General features: G+C 46.6%; 16 protein-coding genes. 11 read left to right on the top strand and 5 right to left on the bottom strand.

Annotated features, from left to right (window positions below):
* The first annotated feature begins 84 nt into the window (after nt 1–84).
* Both MKY97_RS18390 and MKY97_RS18385 read left to right on the top strand, forming a co-directional pair.
* Nucleotides 85–975: a tyrosine recombinase gene (locus MKY97_RS18390; RefSeq protein ID WP_342551763.1), complete on the top strand. Its 891-nt coding sequence runs from the start codon at nt 85–87 to the stop codon at nt 973–975.
* A 195-nt stretch (nt 976–1170) separates the two neighbouring features.
* Nucleotides 1171–1995: a purine-nucleoside phosphorylase gene (locus MKY97_RS18385; RefSeq protein ID WP_342551762.1), complete on the top strand. Its 825-nt coding sequence runs from the start codon at nt 1171–1173 to the stop codon at nt 1993–1995.
* Between the two features lie 176 nt (nt 1996–2171).
* Here the strand turns inward: MKY97_RS18385 and MKY97_RS18380 are convergent, their stop codons facing one another.
* Nucleotides 2172–2723 (bottom strand): glutathione peroxidase, encoded by a 552-nt coding sequence (locus MKY97_RS18380; protein WP_342551761.1) that lies wholly within the window; start codon nt 2721–2723, stop codon nt 2172–2174.
* 355 nt (nt 2724–3078) lie between these two features.
* Between MKY97_RS18380 and MKY97_RS18375 the strand changes: the two genes are divergently transcribed.
* From MKY97_RS18375 to sigF, 4 genes are all read left to right on the top strand, one after another.
* The gene (locus tag MKY97_RS18375) at nt 3079–4254 is read left to right on the top strand and encodes a D-alanyl-D-alanine carboxypeptidase family protein (protein WP_342551760.1); all 1176 of its coding nucleotides are present in this window, start codon (nt 3079–3081) and stop codon (nt 4252–4254) included.
* Nucleotides 4255–4396: 142 nt separating this feature from the next.
* Nucleotides 4397–4750 (top strand): anti-sigma F factor antagonist, encoded by a 354-nt coding sequence (gene spoIIAA / locus MKY97_RS18370; protein WP_342551759.1) that lies wholly within the window; start codon nt 4397–4399, stop codon nt 4748–4750.
* A complete protein-coding gene (gene spoIIAB, locus MKY97_RS18365) occupies nt 4747–5202 on the top strand; it encodes an anti-sigma F factor (RefSeq protein ID WP_123062222.1) in 456 nt (151 codons plus the stop codon). Before spoIIAA ends, spoIIAB begins: the two co-directional genes overlap by 4 nt.
* Before the next feature lie 14 nt (nt 5203–5216).
* Nucleotides 5217–5972, top strand: a complete 756-nt coding sequence (gene sigF, locus MKY97_RS18360; protein WP_342551758.1) for an RNA polymerase sporulation sigma factor SigF — start codon at nt 5217–5219, stop codon at nt 5970–5972.
* 133 nt (nt 5973–6105) lie between these two features.
* On the opposite strand, the gene MKY97_RS18355 is transcribed toward sigF, so the two are convergent.
* The 4 genes from MKY97_RS18355 to MKY97_RS18340 all read right to left on the bottom strand — a co-directional run bounded on the left by MKY97_RS18355 (nt 6106) and on the right by MKY97_RS18340 (nt 7892).
* A complete protein-coding gene (locus tag MKY97_RS18355) occupies nt 6106–6516 on the bottom strand; it encodes a GNAT family N-acetyltransferase (protein WP_342551757.1) in 411 nt (136 codons plus the stop codon).
* Between the two features lie 67 nt (nt 6517–6583).
* Entirely contained in the window at nt 6584–7078 is a 495-nt protein-coding gene (locus MKY97_RS18350) for a GNAT family N-acetyltransferase (protein WP_342551756.1), read from the bottom strand.
* 135 nt (nt 7079–7213) lie between these two features.
* Entirely contained in the window at nt 7214–7480 is a 267-nt protein-coding gene (locus MKY97_RS18345) for a CD3324 family protein (protein WP_342551755.1), read from the bottom strand.
* Between the two features lie 118 nt (nt 7481–7598).
* Nucleotides 7599–7892: a hypothetical protein gene (locus MKY97_RS18340; protein ID WP_342551754.1), complete on the bottom strand. Its 294-nt coding sequence runs from the start codon at nt 7890–7892 to the stop codon at nt 7599–7601.
* Nucleotides 7893–7972: 80 nt separating this feature from the next.
* Between MKY97_RS18340 and MKY97_RS18335 the strand changes: the two genes are divergently transcribed.
* The 5 genes from MKY97_RS18335 to MKY97_RS18315 all read left to right on the top strand — a co-directional run bounded on the left by MKY97_RS18335 (nt 7973) and on the right by MKY97_RS18315 (nt 12877).
* On the top strand, nt 7973–8629 hold the full coding sequence (locus tag MKY97_RS18335) for a stage V sporulation protein AA (protein ID WP_342551753.1): 657 nt from the start codon (nt 7973–7975) through the stop codon (nt 8627–8629).
* Complete coding sequence (locus MKY97_RS18330) at nt 8616–9038, top strand: stage V sporulation protein AB (RefSeq protein WP_342551752.1); 423 nt, start codon at nt 8616–8618, stop codon at nt 9036–9038. Before MKY97_RS18335 ends, MKY97_RS18330 begins: the two co-directional genes overlap by 14 nt.
* 87 nt (nt 9039–9125) lie before the next feature.
* Nucleotides 9126–10736, top strand: coding sequence for a spore germination protein (locus tag MKY97_RS18325; protein ID WP_342556381.1), 1611 nt, complete (start codon nt 9126–9128; stop codon nt 10734–10736).
* Nucleotides 10737–10839: 103 nt separating this feature from the next.
* The gene (lysA, locus tag MKY97_RS18320) at nt 10840–12171 is read left to right on the top strand and encodes a diaminopimelate decarboxylase (protein WP_342551751.1); all 1332 of its coding nucleotides are present in this window, start codon (nt 10840–10842) and stop codon (nt 12169–12171) included.
* A 274-nt stretch (nt 12172–12445) separates the two neighbouring features.
* Nucleotides 12446–12877, top strand: coding sequence for a peptidylprolyl isomerase (locus MKY97_RS18315; RefSeq protein ID WP_145331782.1), 432 nt, complete (start codon nt 12446–12448; stop codon nt 12875–12877).
* Nucleotides 12878–12925: the final 48 nt, after the last annotated feature.

Raw genomic sequence — 12925 nt, 5'->3', positions numbered from 1 at the left:
ATGGAGATTAGCTCCGGCAGCGAAGGATGCAAATACGGAAGCAGCCTGCCGGTTGGCATTGCTGTCAGATGAGGAGTGTCGTACATGAATCAGACCATACACGCCTATGCTTTATACCTGGAAGAAGATAAGGGAATGTCGAGCAGCACCATGGAATCGTATCTTCGAGATGTGGACAAGTTCGTGGAATTTGTGAGAAAAGAATACGGAATCCGCGCAGCGGGAGAGGTTAGGCGAACCCATGTTGTGCTGTTTGTCGGACAGCTCAAGCAGGATGGCCGGGCGAATGCAACGATTGCCCGCAGCATCGTATCTCTAAGATCTTATTTTCATTTTCTGATGCGGCGCGGTGAGATTGTGCAGGACCCTACGTTTGATGTGGAAGCACCCAAGGCTGACAAGACGCCCCCTCAAGTACTTACCATTCAGGAAATCGAGCTGCTGCTTGCCGCCCCTGATGTCAGCTCACCACAAGGCGTTCGAGATCGGGCCATGCTGGAGCTTCTGTATGCCACCGGTATTCGGGTCTCGGAGCTGATCGCGCTTGATGTACGGGACGTACAGCCGGGGATGCGCTTTATCAGGTGCGGCGGGGCGGGTAAAGAACGTATTCTTCCGATTGGTGCTCCGGCTGCCCACTGGGCAAAAGTGTACATGGATGAGTTTCGTGATCAACTCCTCAAGACCGGAACGGACGAGCAGGCACTGTTTGTGAATGTATCTGGCAGACGGTTAACCCGGCAGGGATTCTGGAAATTGCTGAAGAAAGCCGCAGTGGACGCTGGCATTTCGGGCGAGATTACGCCGCACACGCTGCGCCATTCCTTTGCAGCTCACCTGATTGCAAACGGAGCAGACACCCGGGCTGTCCAGGACATGCTTGGTCATGTAGAACAGCCCGGCCAGCAGTACAGTCAGCATGGGCGTAAAACGATGAAAGAAATTTATGAAACCCATCATCCGCGGGCAAAATAATTTTGGCGCACAGTCTTCACAATTTGCCGCGGAATGATGTCTCTTTTTAAGCTAAAATATATTCGATACCAACTAAACGCCGTTATACATACGCAGGCTGCATCTTTAATTGCTTGACAACGCCATGACAGGCGCAGGGCATGTACCTGCTGCTCATAAACGGATCGTTTCAACTCAAGGGAGGAACAACATCTTATGACAGCTTTAAACCAACAGATGATTACAGAAGCAGCATCGTATATTCAAAGTAAAAGTTCTATCAAGCCTGAGGTTGGTTTGATTCTCGGTTCAGGCCTTGGCGTTCTTGCTGAACTGATCGAGGATGGCGTGAGCATCGCTTATCAGGACATCCCGCATTTCCCGGTGTCCACTGTAGAAGGACATGAAGGGGAACTGCTCATCGGAACCATTCAAGGCCGTCCGGTCGTGATGATGAAGGGGCGCTTTCATATGTACGAAGGTTACGGCCCGGAGCTGACTGCCTTCCCGGTACGTGTTATGAAAGAACTGGGCGTAAGCCGTATGCTGGTGACGAATGCAGCGGGTGGAGTTAACACATCTTATCAGGCAGGCGATTTGATGCTGATCTCGGATCATCTGAACCTGACTGGCAAAAATCCGTTAATCGGACCAAATGACGCTGCCCTTGGCGTTCGCTTCCCGGATTTATCCGAAGCTTACAGCCGCCGTCTGCGTGCTCTTGCCAAAGACACGGCGGCTGCTCAAGGATTCAATATACAAGAAGGCGTATATGCTGGCATGCTTGGTCCTAACTATGAAACTCCGGCTGAGATCAGAATGCTTCGTACCCTCGGTGCAGATGCTGTAGGCATGTCGACCGTTTCCGAAGTGATCGTAGCCCGTCATGCGGGCCTTGAAGTGCTCGGCATTTCCTGCATCAGCAACATGGCTGCGGGGATCCTAGACCAGCCTTTGTCACATGATGAAGTTATGGAAACGACGGAGCGTGTACGCGAAGCTTTCCTGGCCCTAGTGTTGGCGGTTATTCCTAAGATGTAATGAGGAATTGAATAATAAACTGAAGGAATCTTCAGTTCGAAGAATTGAACAGGGAACAAATCATGGAATGGAGTTTTTTCAATGATTTGTTCTCTTTTTTTATAATATGACCATAACACTAACTTATCTTTATAACAAAACAGGCTCCACATATTCCAGTCTGGGCAGGACGTTAATTACATGGAAAGCAGTGATCTAATGTTTGGTTCGATTACATGTGGTTCAGTTATTGTCTCAAATCTTCCCCGCACCTCTCCGTTCCGATCCATCAAAAACTTAGTGAAGTTCCACTTGACCCCATGATCCCCGTGAATATCAGGAAAGTTCTTTATAAGAAAATCATTCATCCACTTGCCGCTGTCTGTTTTGGTATCAAAACCTAGAAATGGCGCTTGTGCGGTTAAAAACTGAAAGATGGGATGGGCGTGTGCCCCTCGCACTTCTATTTTCTCAAACAATGGGAACGTTAGCTTAAATCGATTTTTACAATTTATTTGCACTTCAAAATTGTCCCCGGGTTCCTTCTCGTTAAACTGGTTACATGGAAACGCAAGAATTTCGAAACCATAACGATGATATTTTTCATACAGCTGTTGAAGAGCCTCAAATTGACGAGAGCAGCTGCATTTACTTGCGGTATTAACAACAAGGAGTACTTTACCTCGGTATATGGCTAGATCAGCAGGACTGCCATCTATGAAATGAATTTTTTTATCGTAAAAAGACACTCGGATCACTCTCCTAAAGTATTCAAATCGTGACATATACATCATAATGCAGGATCACTCATTGGAGAAATATATATAAATGATTATATACATAGGTAAATCCTATAAATGATGTTTTCAGGGAGTCGTCTCCGTTTCCGTTCAGGTGCATGTTCAGGTTTGGGAATATGGGAATGCTCTCTGGACAGGCAATCCTTCTCATTTTACTCGAATACAACAACTGCCTTTTCCTTCAGGTAAAAAAAGTTAGGGAAAACCTGATTATAATGGAATAATTTACTGTAAACCCGCCGACAATGGTTAGCAGTACATGCGAGGACTAACCACCGAGCTATTCATTTGAGGAGGGAACCTAGTGAAAAAAAGAATACTGGCATCGTTCATGACCGTTTGTATGCTGCTGCCCCTGCTGTCATCATCTGCTTTGGCGGAAGAATCACCAAAGGCTGCTGGCGGAACGGACCTGGCTCCATCGGCTCGTTCAGCCATTCTGATGGATGCGGATACGGGAACCGTAATATATGAGAAAAACAGTCATGATCAGCTGCCACCAGCGAGCATTACTAAAATTATGACGATGCTGCTTACCATGGAAGCGATTGGTTCGGGTAAGCTCAAGTTAACGGATAAGGTAAGAACCAGTGAGTATGCAGCTTCAATGGGCGGGTCACAGATCTTTCTGGAGCCTGGTGAAGAAATGACGGTGGATGATATGTTGAAAGGCATCGCGATGGCCTCCGGCAATGATGCATCGGTAGCTATGGCCGAGAAGCTTGGCGGCTCGGAAGAAGCCTTTGTACAGATGATGAATGAGCGTGCACAGGAGCTGGGCATGAAGGATACACGTTTTGCCAACGCGAACGGTCTGCCAGTAGATAATCATTATTCCTCTGCGCATGATATCGCGGTGATGAGCCGCGAACTATTGAAACATCAAGGCATTACGAAGTACACGGGCGCCTATCAGGACTACCTGCGTAAAGATTCCGACAAGCCATTTTGGCTCGTGAATACGAACAAGCTCGTGCGTTTTTACCAGGGAGCAGATGGGTTGAAAACGGGGTATACGTCCGAAGCAAAATTCTGTCTGTCGGCTACCGCGTCCAAGGATGGGCTGCGTGTCGTTGCGGTTGTCCTGGGTGAACCCAATACGAAAACTCGCAACAGCGAAGTATCCTCGATGTTTGATTATGCTTTTGGTCAATATACGATGAAGGCTCTTTATAAAGCAGGAGATCTGCTGGGCAGTCTGAAGATTGAAAAAGGCGACGTCGCTGAGCTGCCGCTGAATGCGGCCCAAAACTACAGTGTTTTGATGCGCAAAGGGGCCAAGTCCACAGATATTCGCCATGAATTAATTGTAGCCAAAGAACTGAAAGCTCCGGTCAAGGCTGGACAGAGCGTTGGCAAGCTCGTCGTTTATCAAGGTAACGAAGTGATTAAAGAATTCGACATTCAGGCTCCACAGGACGTGAATAAAGCAGGCTGGTGGAAGCTGTTCAAGCGGACAACCTCCAATTTGTTCGATTAAGCGGCAGGATGCGCCTTTCTCCTGGTGACTGGAACAATTTTTGTAGTTAAATAGGAGTTTTCTTCTAGTTTTGTCGGGGGGCAGGAAAAGCTTTTGGCAGCGTAGAAATCCTTGTTCAAGACAGGGAGGAGAGTGGGCAAACGTGAACTTGAATGTGGACATGGAGCATCACCGCGGGATTTTGATTGTGCGATTATCCGGGGAACTGGATCATCATACAGCTGACATGGTACGAATGCAGATGGATGAAGCGATTCAGCGCAGACAATGCGAGCATCTGGTGCTGAGTTTGAAAGACCTGCAGTTTATGGACAGTTCAGGACTAGGTGTTATTTTGGGAAGATACAAGTTGATCAAAAATAAAGGCGGCAAAATGGTCGTCTGCGATGTGAATCCGCCGGTTTACCGTTTGCTGGAAATGTCGGGATTGTTCAAGATCATGCCGATATACGAAAATGAGGGAACTGCTCTCTCAGGTCTGGAGGTCGTCTCATGAATGAAGGAACAGGGACAAATTTCATGAATCTGCAATTTGCGGCCAAGTCGGAGAATGAATCGTTTGCACGGGTGACTGTTGCGGCGTTTATCTCTCAGCTTGATCCAACGATGGACGAGCTCAGTGATCTGAAAACGGTCGTCTCCGAAGCGGTGACCAATAGTATCATCCACGGATACAATAACAATCCGGAAGGTGTCGTGACCATTCAGGCTGAGATTCGTGACGATATGATCACGATTATTGTAGAGGATCGCGGTGAAGGCATCGAGGATCTTGATCTGGCCAAACAGCCGCTGTATACGTCCAAACCCGAACTTGAGCGGTCGGGCATGGGCTTTACGATCATGGAAAATTTTATGGATGAATTCGAAGTCAGCAGTGAGCCCGGCAGAGGCACCTCCATCAAGATGAAAAAAAGGATTGAATCCAAGAAAGCATTGTATAATTAGGGGTTGGTGTTCTTATGGATGCTGAAGTGAAACCATCTTCACAGACCTATTTGGACGATGCCGAGGTCAAACGGCTGATTGCGCTCAGTCAGTCGGGTGACCATGAATCACGGGATACGCTGGTGAACTGCAACATCAGACTCGTCTGGTCCGTCGTGCAGCGTTTTATGAACAGGGGATATGAACCGGAGGATCTGTTCCAGATTGGTTGTATCGGCCTGCTCAAGTCAGTGGACAAGTTCGATCTCAGTTATGACGTAAAGTTCTCGACGTATGCGGTACCGATGATTATTGGTGAGATTCAGCGTTTTCTGCGGGATGACGGGACCTTGAAGGTCAGTCGTTCGCTGAAAGAAATGGCCAATAAAGTTCGCAAGAAGAGGGACGAACTGTCCAAACATCTGGATCGACTGCCCACAATTAAGGAAGTTGCTGCTGACCTTGGGGTTACCCCGGAGGAAGTGGTATTCGCCCAGGAGGCTAACAAACCGCCAACCTCCATTCATGAGACGGTATTCGAGAATGATGGTGATCCCATTACTCTGATGGATCAGATCGCGGATGAGTCTCAGGAGAAGTGGTTTGACAAGCTGGCGCTGAATGAAGCAATCGGCGGCCTGAGTGAACGGGAGCGGCTTATCGTGTACCTGAGGTATTACAGGGATCAGACTCAATCCGAAGTGGCAAGCAGGCTGGGGATATCCCAGGTGCAGGTCTCACGGTTGGAGAAAAAAATACTGCAATCGATTCGCGATCAAATCGCGCAGTGATTCAGGATTGGTTCAGGGCTGATTTTATCCACCGGTTTGGGTGTTGATTCATCTTATTACGACAACTAACAACCTCAATTCGCGTTTTTTAGCGATGAGGTTATTTGTCGTTTTAATATTTGTTTGGAGAATGTTACTTGAGTTTCTTGGTGAGTATGATTTCTAAAGGTTCGTCCTCAAGAATCAAACACCCTGAATCTCGATAGCCTAATTTCCTATAAAAATGCTGCGCCCCTTCATTTGCTAATGTAGACGTCATGACCAAAGGAAAACCCTGCTTCTTCATTTCATTTTCCCAAAAAAGAACTGCTTTCGTACCCATTCCTTCATTTCGATGTACATCTTCAATCCAGAGCATATTCATAAAAGGTGTGTTGTCCCAAAAAAAGCTGTACCGAATCCATCCAATATGGTTCTGCTCTTCATCCTGGATGATAAAGATCTCATCAGCCAAAATTTTCGGTAGGATCAGATTTTCTAAAATATGGTGGTCCTGCCCTTTAATATATTCGTAGTGTGATTGATCTGCCGTAATGATCTTCATGATGGTGGCTCCATCGTTCTTGAATTCTAAAATTCTGAAAAATATCTCAGTTGTTAAATGTTTATTTTCAAACTTTAAAGTATTGATAGATGAGGGTTAGATTGTCATCTTTCTCCTCTTGTTCGTAAAAATCGATATCGAATGATGTGTATACATTTTTCCAAAATTGAATTGCAGGGATGTTGTTTATAACTTGACCAACAGCATATCTCCCAGGTAAATGTTCGAACAACGCTTTACATGCAGTCCTGCCTAAACCCTGCCGGCGATATTTTTTCACGATGAAAAATGAATTCAAAACATAATCAGCAAATTCCTGATTAGAAAACGGGCCGCTTTGAATTAAAATGAAACCTATAATTTTTTGATCGTGCAGGCGTATAAAGTACGGTGTTAATCCTTCCTTTTCAAAGAACCAATCCAGTATATCAAATTCGAATAGACCATTTTGGGGATTCATCTCTATGTCTTGAATAAATTCGGACAAATCATGAAGGAACAACGTCATTAGATTTTTGAGAATATGTTGATCTGGTTGTTCAGCTTTTGTAATTAGAATCACAAGCCGCCCCTCCTATAAAGTGATTTCTTCAAGGTTAGCAAAGGCGCATCTTAAAAAATATATAAAAAATAATTAGAAAAGTTTGCTGCACACAAAAAATCACACCATAGAAATATGATGTGATTTTGATATACCTTACTTTTTTGAATAGATAATTTTTTTGATGCTGTCCCTGGAAAGACAATATTCATCAGAGAGTGCAGCAATCGTTAAACCATCGGAATATTGTTGACGTATTGTCTCATTTCTTTGGCTTAAATATGTGCGGCTTCCCGAATTTTCTCCCCACTTCTTTCTGCGGCCTTCAGGTATTGGAATGTAAACCATACTGCCTTGAATATATTTCTGTATTTCTATTAATAATTCTTCCGGTAAAATGACATCGGCGTTTACATATTTCATGATCGCTCTGCTCCTTAAAATATAAAATTTAAGGTTGCAAAGCCTATCCTATAAACCATTACCGAAGTTGATATTGAGACGGTTATTACCTCAGCTCCATGCAAACAACCGTCGTTGTTTATAGATCAAGACTTTGCATGGAGCATGCGGGACGTTTACTCATCATCCGGGACCTCACTTTCAAAAAAGCTTCATAAAAATAACTTTCGAGAATTGTTCCGCGGTTTCCTGCACGTACAGTAATTTTAGGGAGCAGCAGGGAAGCAGGCCAGCGGAGGGATGGAATCGGTAAAAGGAGCGAAGCGAGCGCGTTTATCCCGGGATTTCCTCCTTGAAAAGGAGAGAACGAGAAATCCGGGGATAACCAGCGTCCGGCACCGATCCATCCCGGGAGCGTCTGGCGCCCCCTCATCACTCTTTCCAACTTAAATGTAATAAATTTGCACATTCTTCAAATACTAATCTAAATTACGCAGTAAAGGAGTGCTTTGGATGTCCCAGACACCCACTCCAACGGTCTACGTTCGCATGCGCAGTCGCATCCGCATTCAGAGAGGGCGAGCGGTTAAACTGCGGAGTATTGCCCATGTACTGGCCTCATCCGAGGAAGAGGAGGACAGGCTGCTGGAGCTGGAACTGCTGCGCCCCGGACCGGAGGACGGCAACCTGATTCTCATTGACATTCTACAGATTATTCCCCAAATACGGCAGCTGCTGCCGGATGTGAACGTAGAGCTGATGGGATCGGGACATACATTAGTTGAAGTGATGGCAGGTAATGGCCGGCCTTCGAAATCGCTGTTTATTTTGGTATGGCTGCTGCTGTTTTTTGGCTCGGCTCTGACCATTATGAATTTTCATGCCGACGTAAACATGCAGGAGGTTCAGATTCGTATCGTGGAGATGCTGACGGGAGAACGGGATGAGCATCCGTACCTGTTTCAGCTCGCCTATTCTCTCGGCATTGGCTTTGGTATGGCCGTTTTTTTCAATCATCTGTTTAAGAAAAAATGGAATGAAGAACCTACACCGCTTGAGGTGGAGATGTTCCTGTATCAGCAAAATGTAGACCAGTTTGTCGTCATCGAAGAGACCGAACGTATGCATGAGCAGCATCGCAGGGAGCTGAACAACGATGAGCGTGCTTAACGGAGCGATCAGCATTGTGCTTGGCATTGCAGGTGGCATTGCAGTGGGGAGTGGTGTCATAGCGCTTATTCTGGTGCTGGACATGATTCCAAGGCTGGCCCAAGTGACGCAATCCTATGATAAAACTCATTGGTACGAGGGGGCGCTCATCGGAGGTTCGTTACTGGGAACGGTAGCGGATTTCTGGCATTGGAAGATGCATGGGGTCATGCTGTTAAGTCCCATTGTGGGACTGTTCTGCGGTGTATTTATCGGTCTGCTGGCTGCAGCGCTGACAGAAGTGTTAAATGTGCTGCCCGTACTGGCGAAAAGGCTGGGGATGAGGTCGTACTTGTTTGGACTGCTGCTCGCGATGATCCTGGGCAAAATGACAGGTTCGTTGTTCGACTTTTTAATATACCAGCGGTAAAGCGGCACGACAGGTTAAAGGAGGATGGACATGGACGAACATACGGAGCGCACGGGTCTTGACCATGAAGGCGGTATTACGGAAGACATGATGCATAAGTCGGCTTACGAGATCCAGAAGGAAGAAGAGAAGAGAGCATATCAGAAAAAAAAACAAAACGAGATGTCCGACAGCATTGAGGAATCTGTGCAGTATTGGCAGCAGAACGATGACATCTCCCCGCGCATGAGTGAAAACAAAAATACACTCAAGCAGGTGCTCGGTCTAGGTGAATCCTTTGATGTGGACATGAGGGAGATGGTACTGGGCGGCAAACATGTTGGATTGCTGCTGCTCACGGGTTTTGCCAAAGATGAGATTTTGCTTGAAGTGTTAAAAAGGTTAACCTACCTTTCGCCCGATCAGATATCGGAGCACGCACTGAAGTCCTATTTTGAATGTTATATCCCCCATATCCAGGTGGAACGGGTAGAAAGGATGAGCGCTGTCATCAACAAGGTACTAACCGGGATGAGCGCTATGTTTGTGGAAGGAGATCGCTCTGTTCTCATTATGGATACCCGGAGTTATCCGGTCCGATCGCCTGAGGAGCCGTCGCTTGAACGTGTGGTTCGCGGATCACGGGATGGCTTTACTGAAACGCTGCTGACCAATGTAACGCTGGTGCGCCGCAGAATACGTGACCCTGGACTGAAATTTGAAATCATGCAGGTAGGGCGGAGAACACAAACCGATGTATGTGTTGTATATATTGATGATATTGTTGATAAGGTGCAGGTTGATTCGGTACGCGAAAAAATACTGCGGATTGATATCGACGGCATACCGGCTGCCGACAAGCAGCTGGAAGAGGCGATTATCAACAAAGGATGGAATCCGTTCCCGCTGGTTCGGTATTCGGAACGTCCTGACGTTACGGCTTCCCACCTGCTGGAAGGTCGCGTCGTTATTTTTGTAGATACATCCCCCAGCGTGATGATCCTGCCCACAACCTTTTTTGATCTATGTGAGCATGCAGAGGAGAACAGACAAACCGCTCTTATGGGAACCTATCTGCGATGGGTACGTTTTGCAGGTATTCTGATCTCTCTGTTTCTACTCCCGCTGTGGATGCTTATGGTCATTGAACCTTCCCTTAAACCGATCGGACTTGATTTTATTGGTCCTCAGGAAAATGTGAAATTACCGATTATCGTGCAGTTTCTCCTCATCGAACTGGGTGTAGATCTATTACGGATGGCAGCCGTGCATACACCGACACCGCTCGCTTCGGCCATGGGTTTGATCGCGGCAATTCTGGTTGGAGATATTGCGGTAAAGACAGGTTATTTTGTCAATGAAGTTGTGCTCTATATGGCCATTGCGGCGATTGGAATGTTTGCCACACCGAGTTACGAGTTAGGGCTTGCGAATCGACTGGTCAGGCTGCTGCTGCTTATTGCGGTTGCAATATTTAAAGTGCCAGGCTTGGTGGTTGGAACAACACTTCTCATTATAGCGATGACGATTCATCGTTCATACAACTCGTCCTACCTGTGGCCATTTATACCGTTTAATGCAAAGGCATTTGGCAGCTTTTTGTTCAGAGTTCCATTGCTTGTTAGCAAGAAACGTCCATCGTTCAACAAAACGCGTGACAACACGAAGATGTCGGATGATCCGGATGGCGAATTGCAAAAAAGTAAAAAACACAAATGATGTGCCGAAAAATCCATTCATCTCCCGTCTTAATTTGATATACTGGTGTAAAATCAATGGAATAGTAACTGTTCCAGTATACAAAAAGTGAGGAATGCAGACGATGTATTTACACGGTACAAGTAGAATAAATGAGCAGGGTCATCTGGAAATTGGTGGAGTAGACGTTACGGATATGAAAGAACAATTCGGAACTCCGCTCTACGTTGTGGACGAGCAGCTGGTTCGTGAGCGCTGCAGGGAGTACATGGAAGCATTCCGCGCTTCAGGCTTGGGTTTCCAGGTTGCGTATGCGAGCAAAGCATTCTGTGTTATGGCGATGTGTGCACTTGCAGCAGAGGAAGGTCTTTCCCTGGATGTTGTATCCGATGGAGAACTGTTCACGGCACTGCAGGCGGGTTTCCCGGCTGAACGCATTCATTTCCACGGCAACAATAAAACGCTCGAAGAAATCGAAATGGCGCTTGACGCTGAAATTGGATGCTTCGTAGTAGACAACTTTAACGAGCTGCACCTGCTCCAAGCTGTCGCAGCGGACAAAAATCGTAAAGTAAACATCCTCCTGCGTGTAACGCCAGGGGTTGAGGCGCATACGCATGAATATATTTCGACAGGACAAACGGACTCCAAGTTCGGTTTTGATATCGGCAACGGTACAGCATTTGAAGCGATTGAACTTGCATCCAAACAATCCAACCTGGTATTGCTTGGTGTGCATTCTCACATTGGTTCCCAAATCTTTGAGGTTGAAGGGTTCCAGATGGCGGTACAGCGGGTCGCAGAGTTTGCAGCAAGTGTATATGAGCGTCTGAACGTGGCGTTCAAAGTGGTGAACCTTGGCGGAGGATTCGGAATCCGTTATATCGACGGAGATACACCGCTTGAGGTTGCACAGTACGTGAAGGCGATTACGGATGCGGTGAAAAACCATTTTGCCCAAATCGGTTATGCTGTACCTGAAATCTGGGTTGAGCCAGGCCGCAGTATCGTGGGTGAGGCCGGTACAACATTGTATACGGTTGGCACAAGCAAAGACATTCCAGGCGTGCGTAAATATGTAGCGGTAGATGGTGGTATGACGGATAATCCACGTCCAGCACTGTATGAGTCCAAGTATGAAGCTGTACTGGCCAACCGTGCAAATGAAGCGGCAGTAGAGACGGTCTCTGTCGCTGGAAAATGCTGCGAGAGCGGGGACATGTTGATCTGGGATCTGGACCTGCCTAAAGTGGAAAGTGGAGACCTGCTTGCTGTAGCCTGCACAGGCGCATATAACTACTCTATGGCGAGCAATTACAACCGGATTCGTCGTCCAGCGGTTGTATTTGTCAAAGATGGCCAAGGAGATGTTGTCGTACGCCGCGAGTCCTACCAGGACATTATTCAAAATGACCTCGTTCCAGCACGTATTGGCAAACAACCGGTTACTCGTTAATTCATCAAGCTGAGTCACGGAATAGCAAGACTCGATTTTACTGATTGTAGAGGACGGAGGGGCATATCCTTTCCGTCCTTTGCTGTGCCTATTGCGTATCTGTACGGCATGTAGGTATCCAACCAAAAAGAACAGAAAATCAAAAAAAGCTGTTCTTTCTTTTGCGATTCGGCTCTTTTCGGTGTAAACTAAGAAAAGTGCTGTAATGCTTGACCTCAAGTTAAGTGCTGCGTCACAATTAACCCTGCTCAAAATTGAAAGGAGTCATTTACATATGGCGAAACAAGCAAAAATTAAATTGGCAAACGGCGGAGAAGTATTGATTGACCTGTTCGATCAAGAAGCTCCGAACACAGTAGCAAATTTTGAAAAGCTGGCAAACTCCGGTTTCTACAACGGTCTGGTGTTCCACCGTGTTATCCCGGGCTTCGTAGCTCAAGGCGGATGCCCTAGCGGAACAGGTACCGGTGGTCCTGGTTACACAATTAACTGTGAGATTAACCCGAACAAACATGAGCGTGGAACGCTCGCAATGGCACACGCAGGCCGCAATACGGGCGGAAGCCAGTTCTACATCTGCTACCAACCGCAGCCGCATCTGGATGGACAGCATACCGTGTTTGGTAAAGTAAGCAAAGGTATGGAGTTTGTTGATGCATTTGAAGGCCGCGACAAAATGGAAACTGTTGAAGTAGTAGAAGTTTAATTTCAACTGAAACTGGTCAACCGCATCAAGTTAACCCCTGGTACATTC

This window comes from Paenibacillus sp. FSL R7-0652 (assembly GCF_038595045.1).
GTDB lineage: Bacteria > Bacillota > Bacilli > Paenibacillales > Paenibacillaceae > Paenibacillus.
The sequence above is the reverse complement of the archived record's forward strand: the minus strand, read 5'-3'. Positions and strand labels throughout refer to the sequence as shown.

Coding starts and splice junctions, on each gene's coding strand:
- sigF (WP_342551758.1), top strand. CDS start 5,217: ATGGATGCTGAAGTGAAACCATCTTCACAGACCTATTTGGACGATGCC.
- MKY97_RS18355 (WP_342551757.1), bottom strand. CDS start 6,516: ATGAAGATCATTACGGCAGATCAATCACACTACGAATATATTAAAGGG.
- MKY97_RS18385 (WP_342551762.1), top strand. CDS start 1,171: ATGACAGCTTTAAACCAACAGATGATTACAGAAGCAGCATCGTATATT.
- MKY97_RS18325 (WP_342556381.1), top strand. CDS start 9,126: ATGATGCATAAGTCGGCTTACGAGATCCAGAAGGAAGAAGAGAAGAGA.
- MKY97_RS18390 (WP_342551763.1), top strand. CDS start 85: ATGAATCAGACCATACACGCCTATGCTTTATACCTGGAAGAAGATAAG.
- MKY97_RS18335 (WP_342551753.1), top strand. CDS start 7,973: ATGTCCCAGACACCCACTCCAACGGTCTACGTTCGCATGCGCAGTCGC.
- MKY97_RS18340 (WP_342551754.1), bottom strand. CDS start 7,892: ATGAGGGGGCGCCAGACGCTCCCGGGATGGATCGGTGCCGGACGCTGG.
- MKY97_RS18345 (WP_342551755.1), bottom strand. CDS start 7,480: ATGAAATATGTAAACGCCGATGTCATTTTACCGGAAGAATTATTAATA.
- MKY97_RS18330 (WP_342551752.1), top strand. CDS start 8,616: ATGAGCGTGCTTAACGGAGCGATCAGCATTGTGCTTGGCATTGCAGGT.
- MKY97_RS18315 (WP_145331782.1), top strand. CDS start 12,446: ATGGCGAAACAAGCAAAAATTAAATTGGCAAACGGCGGAGAAGTATTG.
- lysA (WP_342551751.1), top strand. CDS start 10,840: ATGTATTTACACGGTACAAGTAGAATAAATGAGCAGGGTCATCTGGAA.
- spoIIAB (WP_123062222.1), top strand. CDS start 4,747: ATGAATGAAGGAACAGGGACAAATTTCATGAATCTGCAATTTGCGGCC.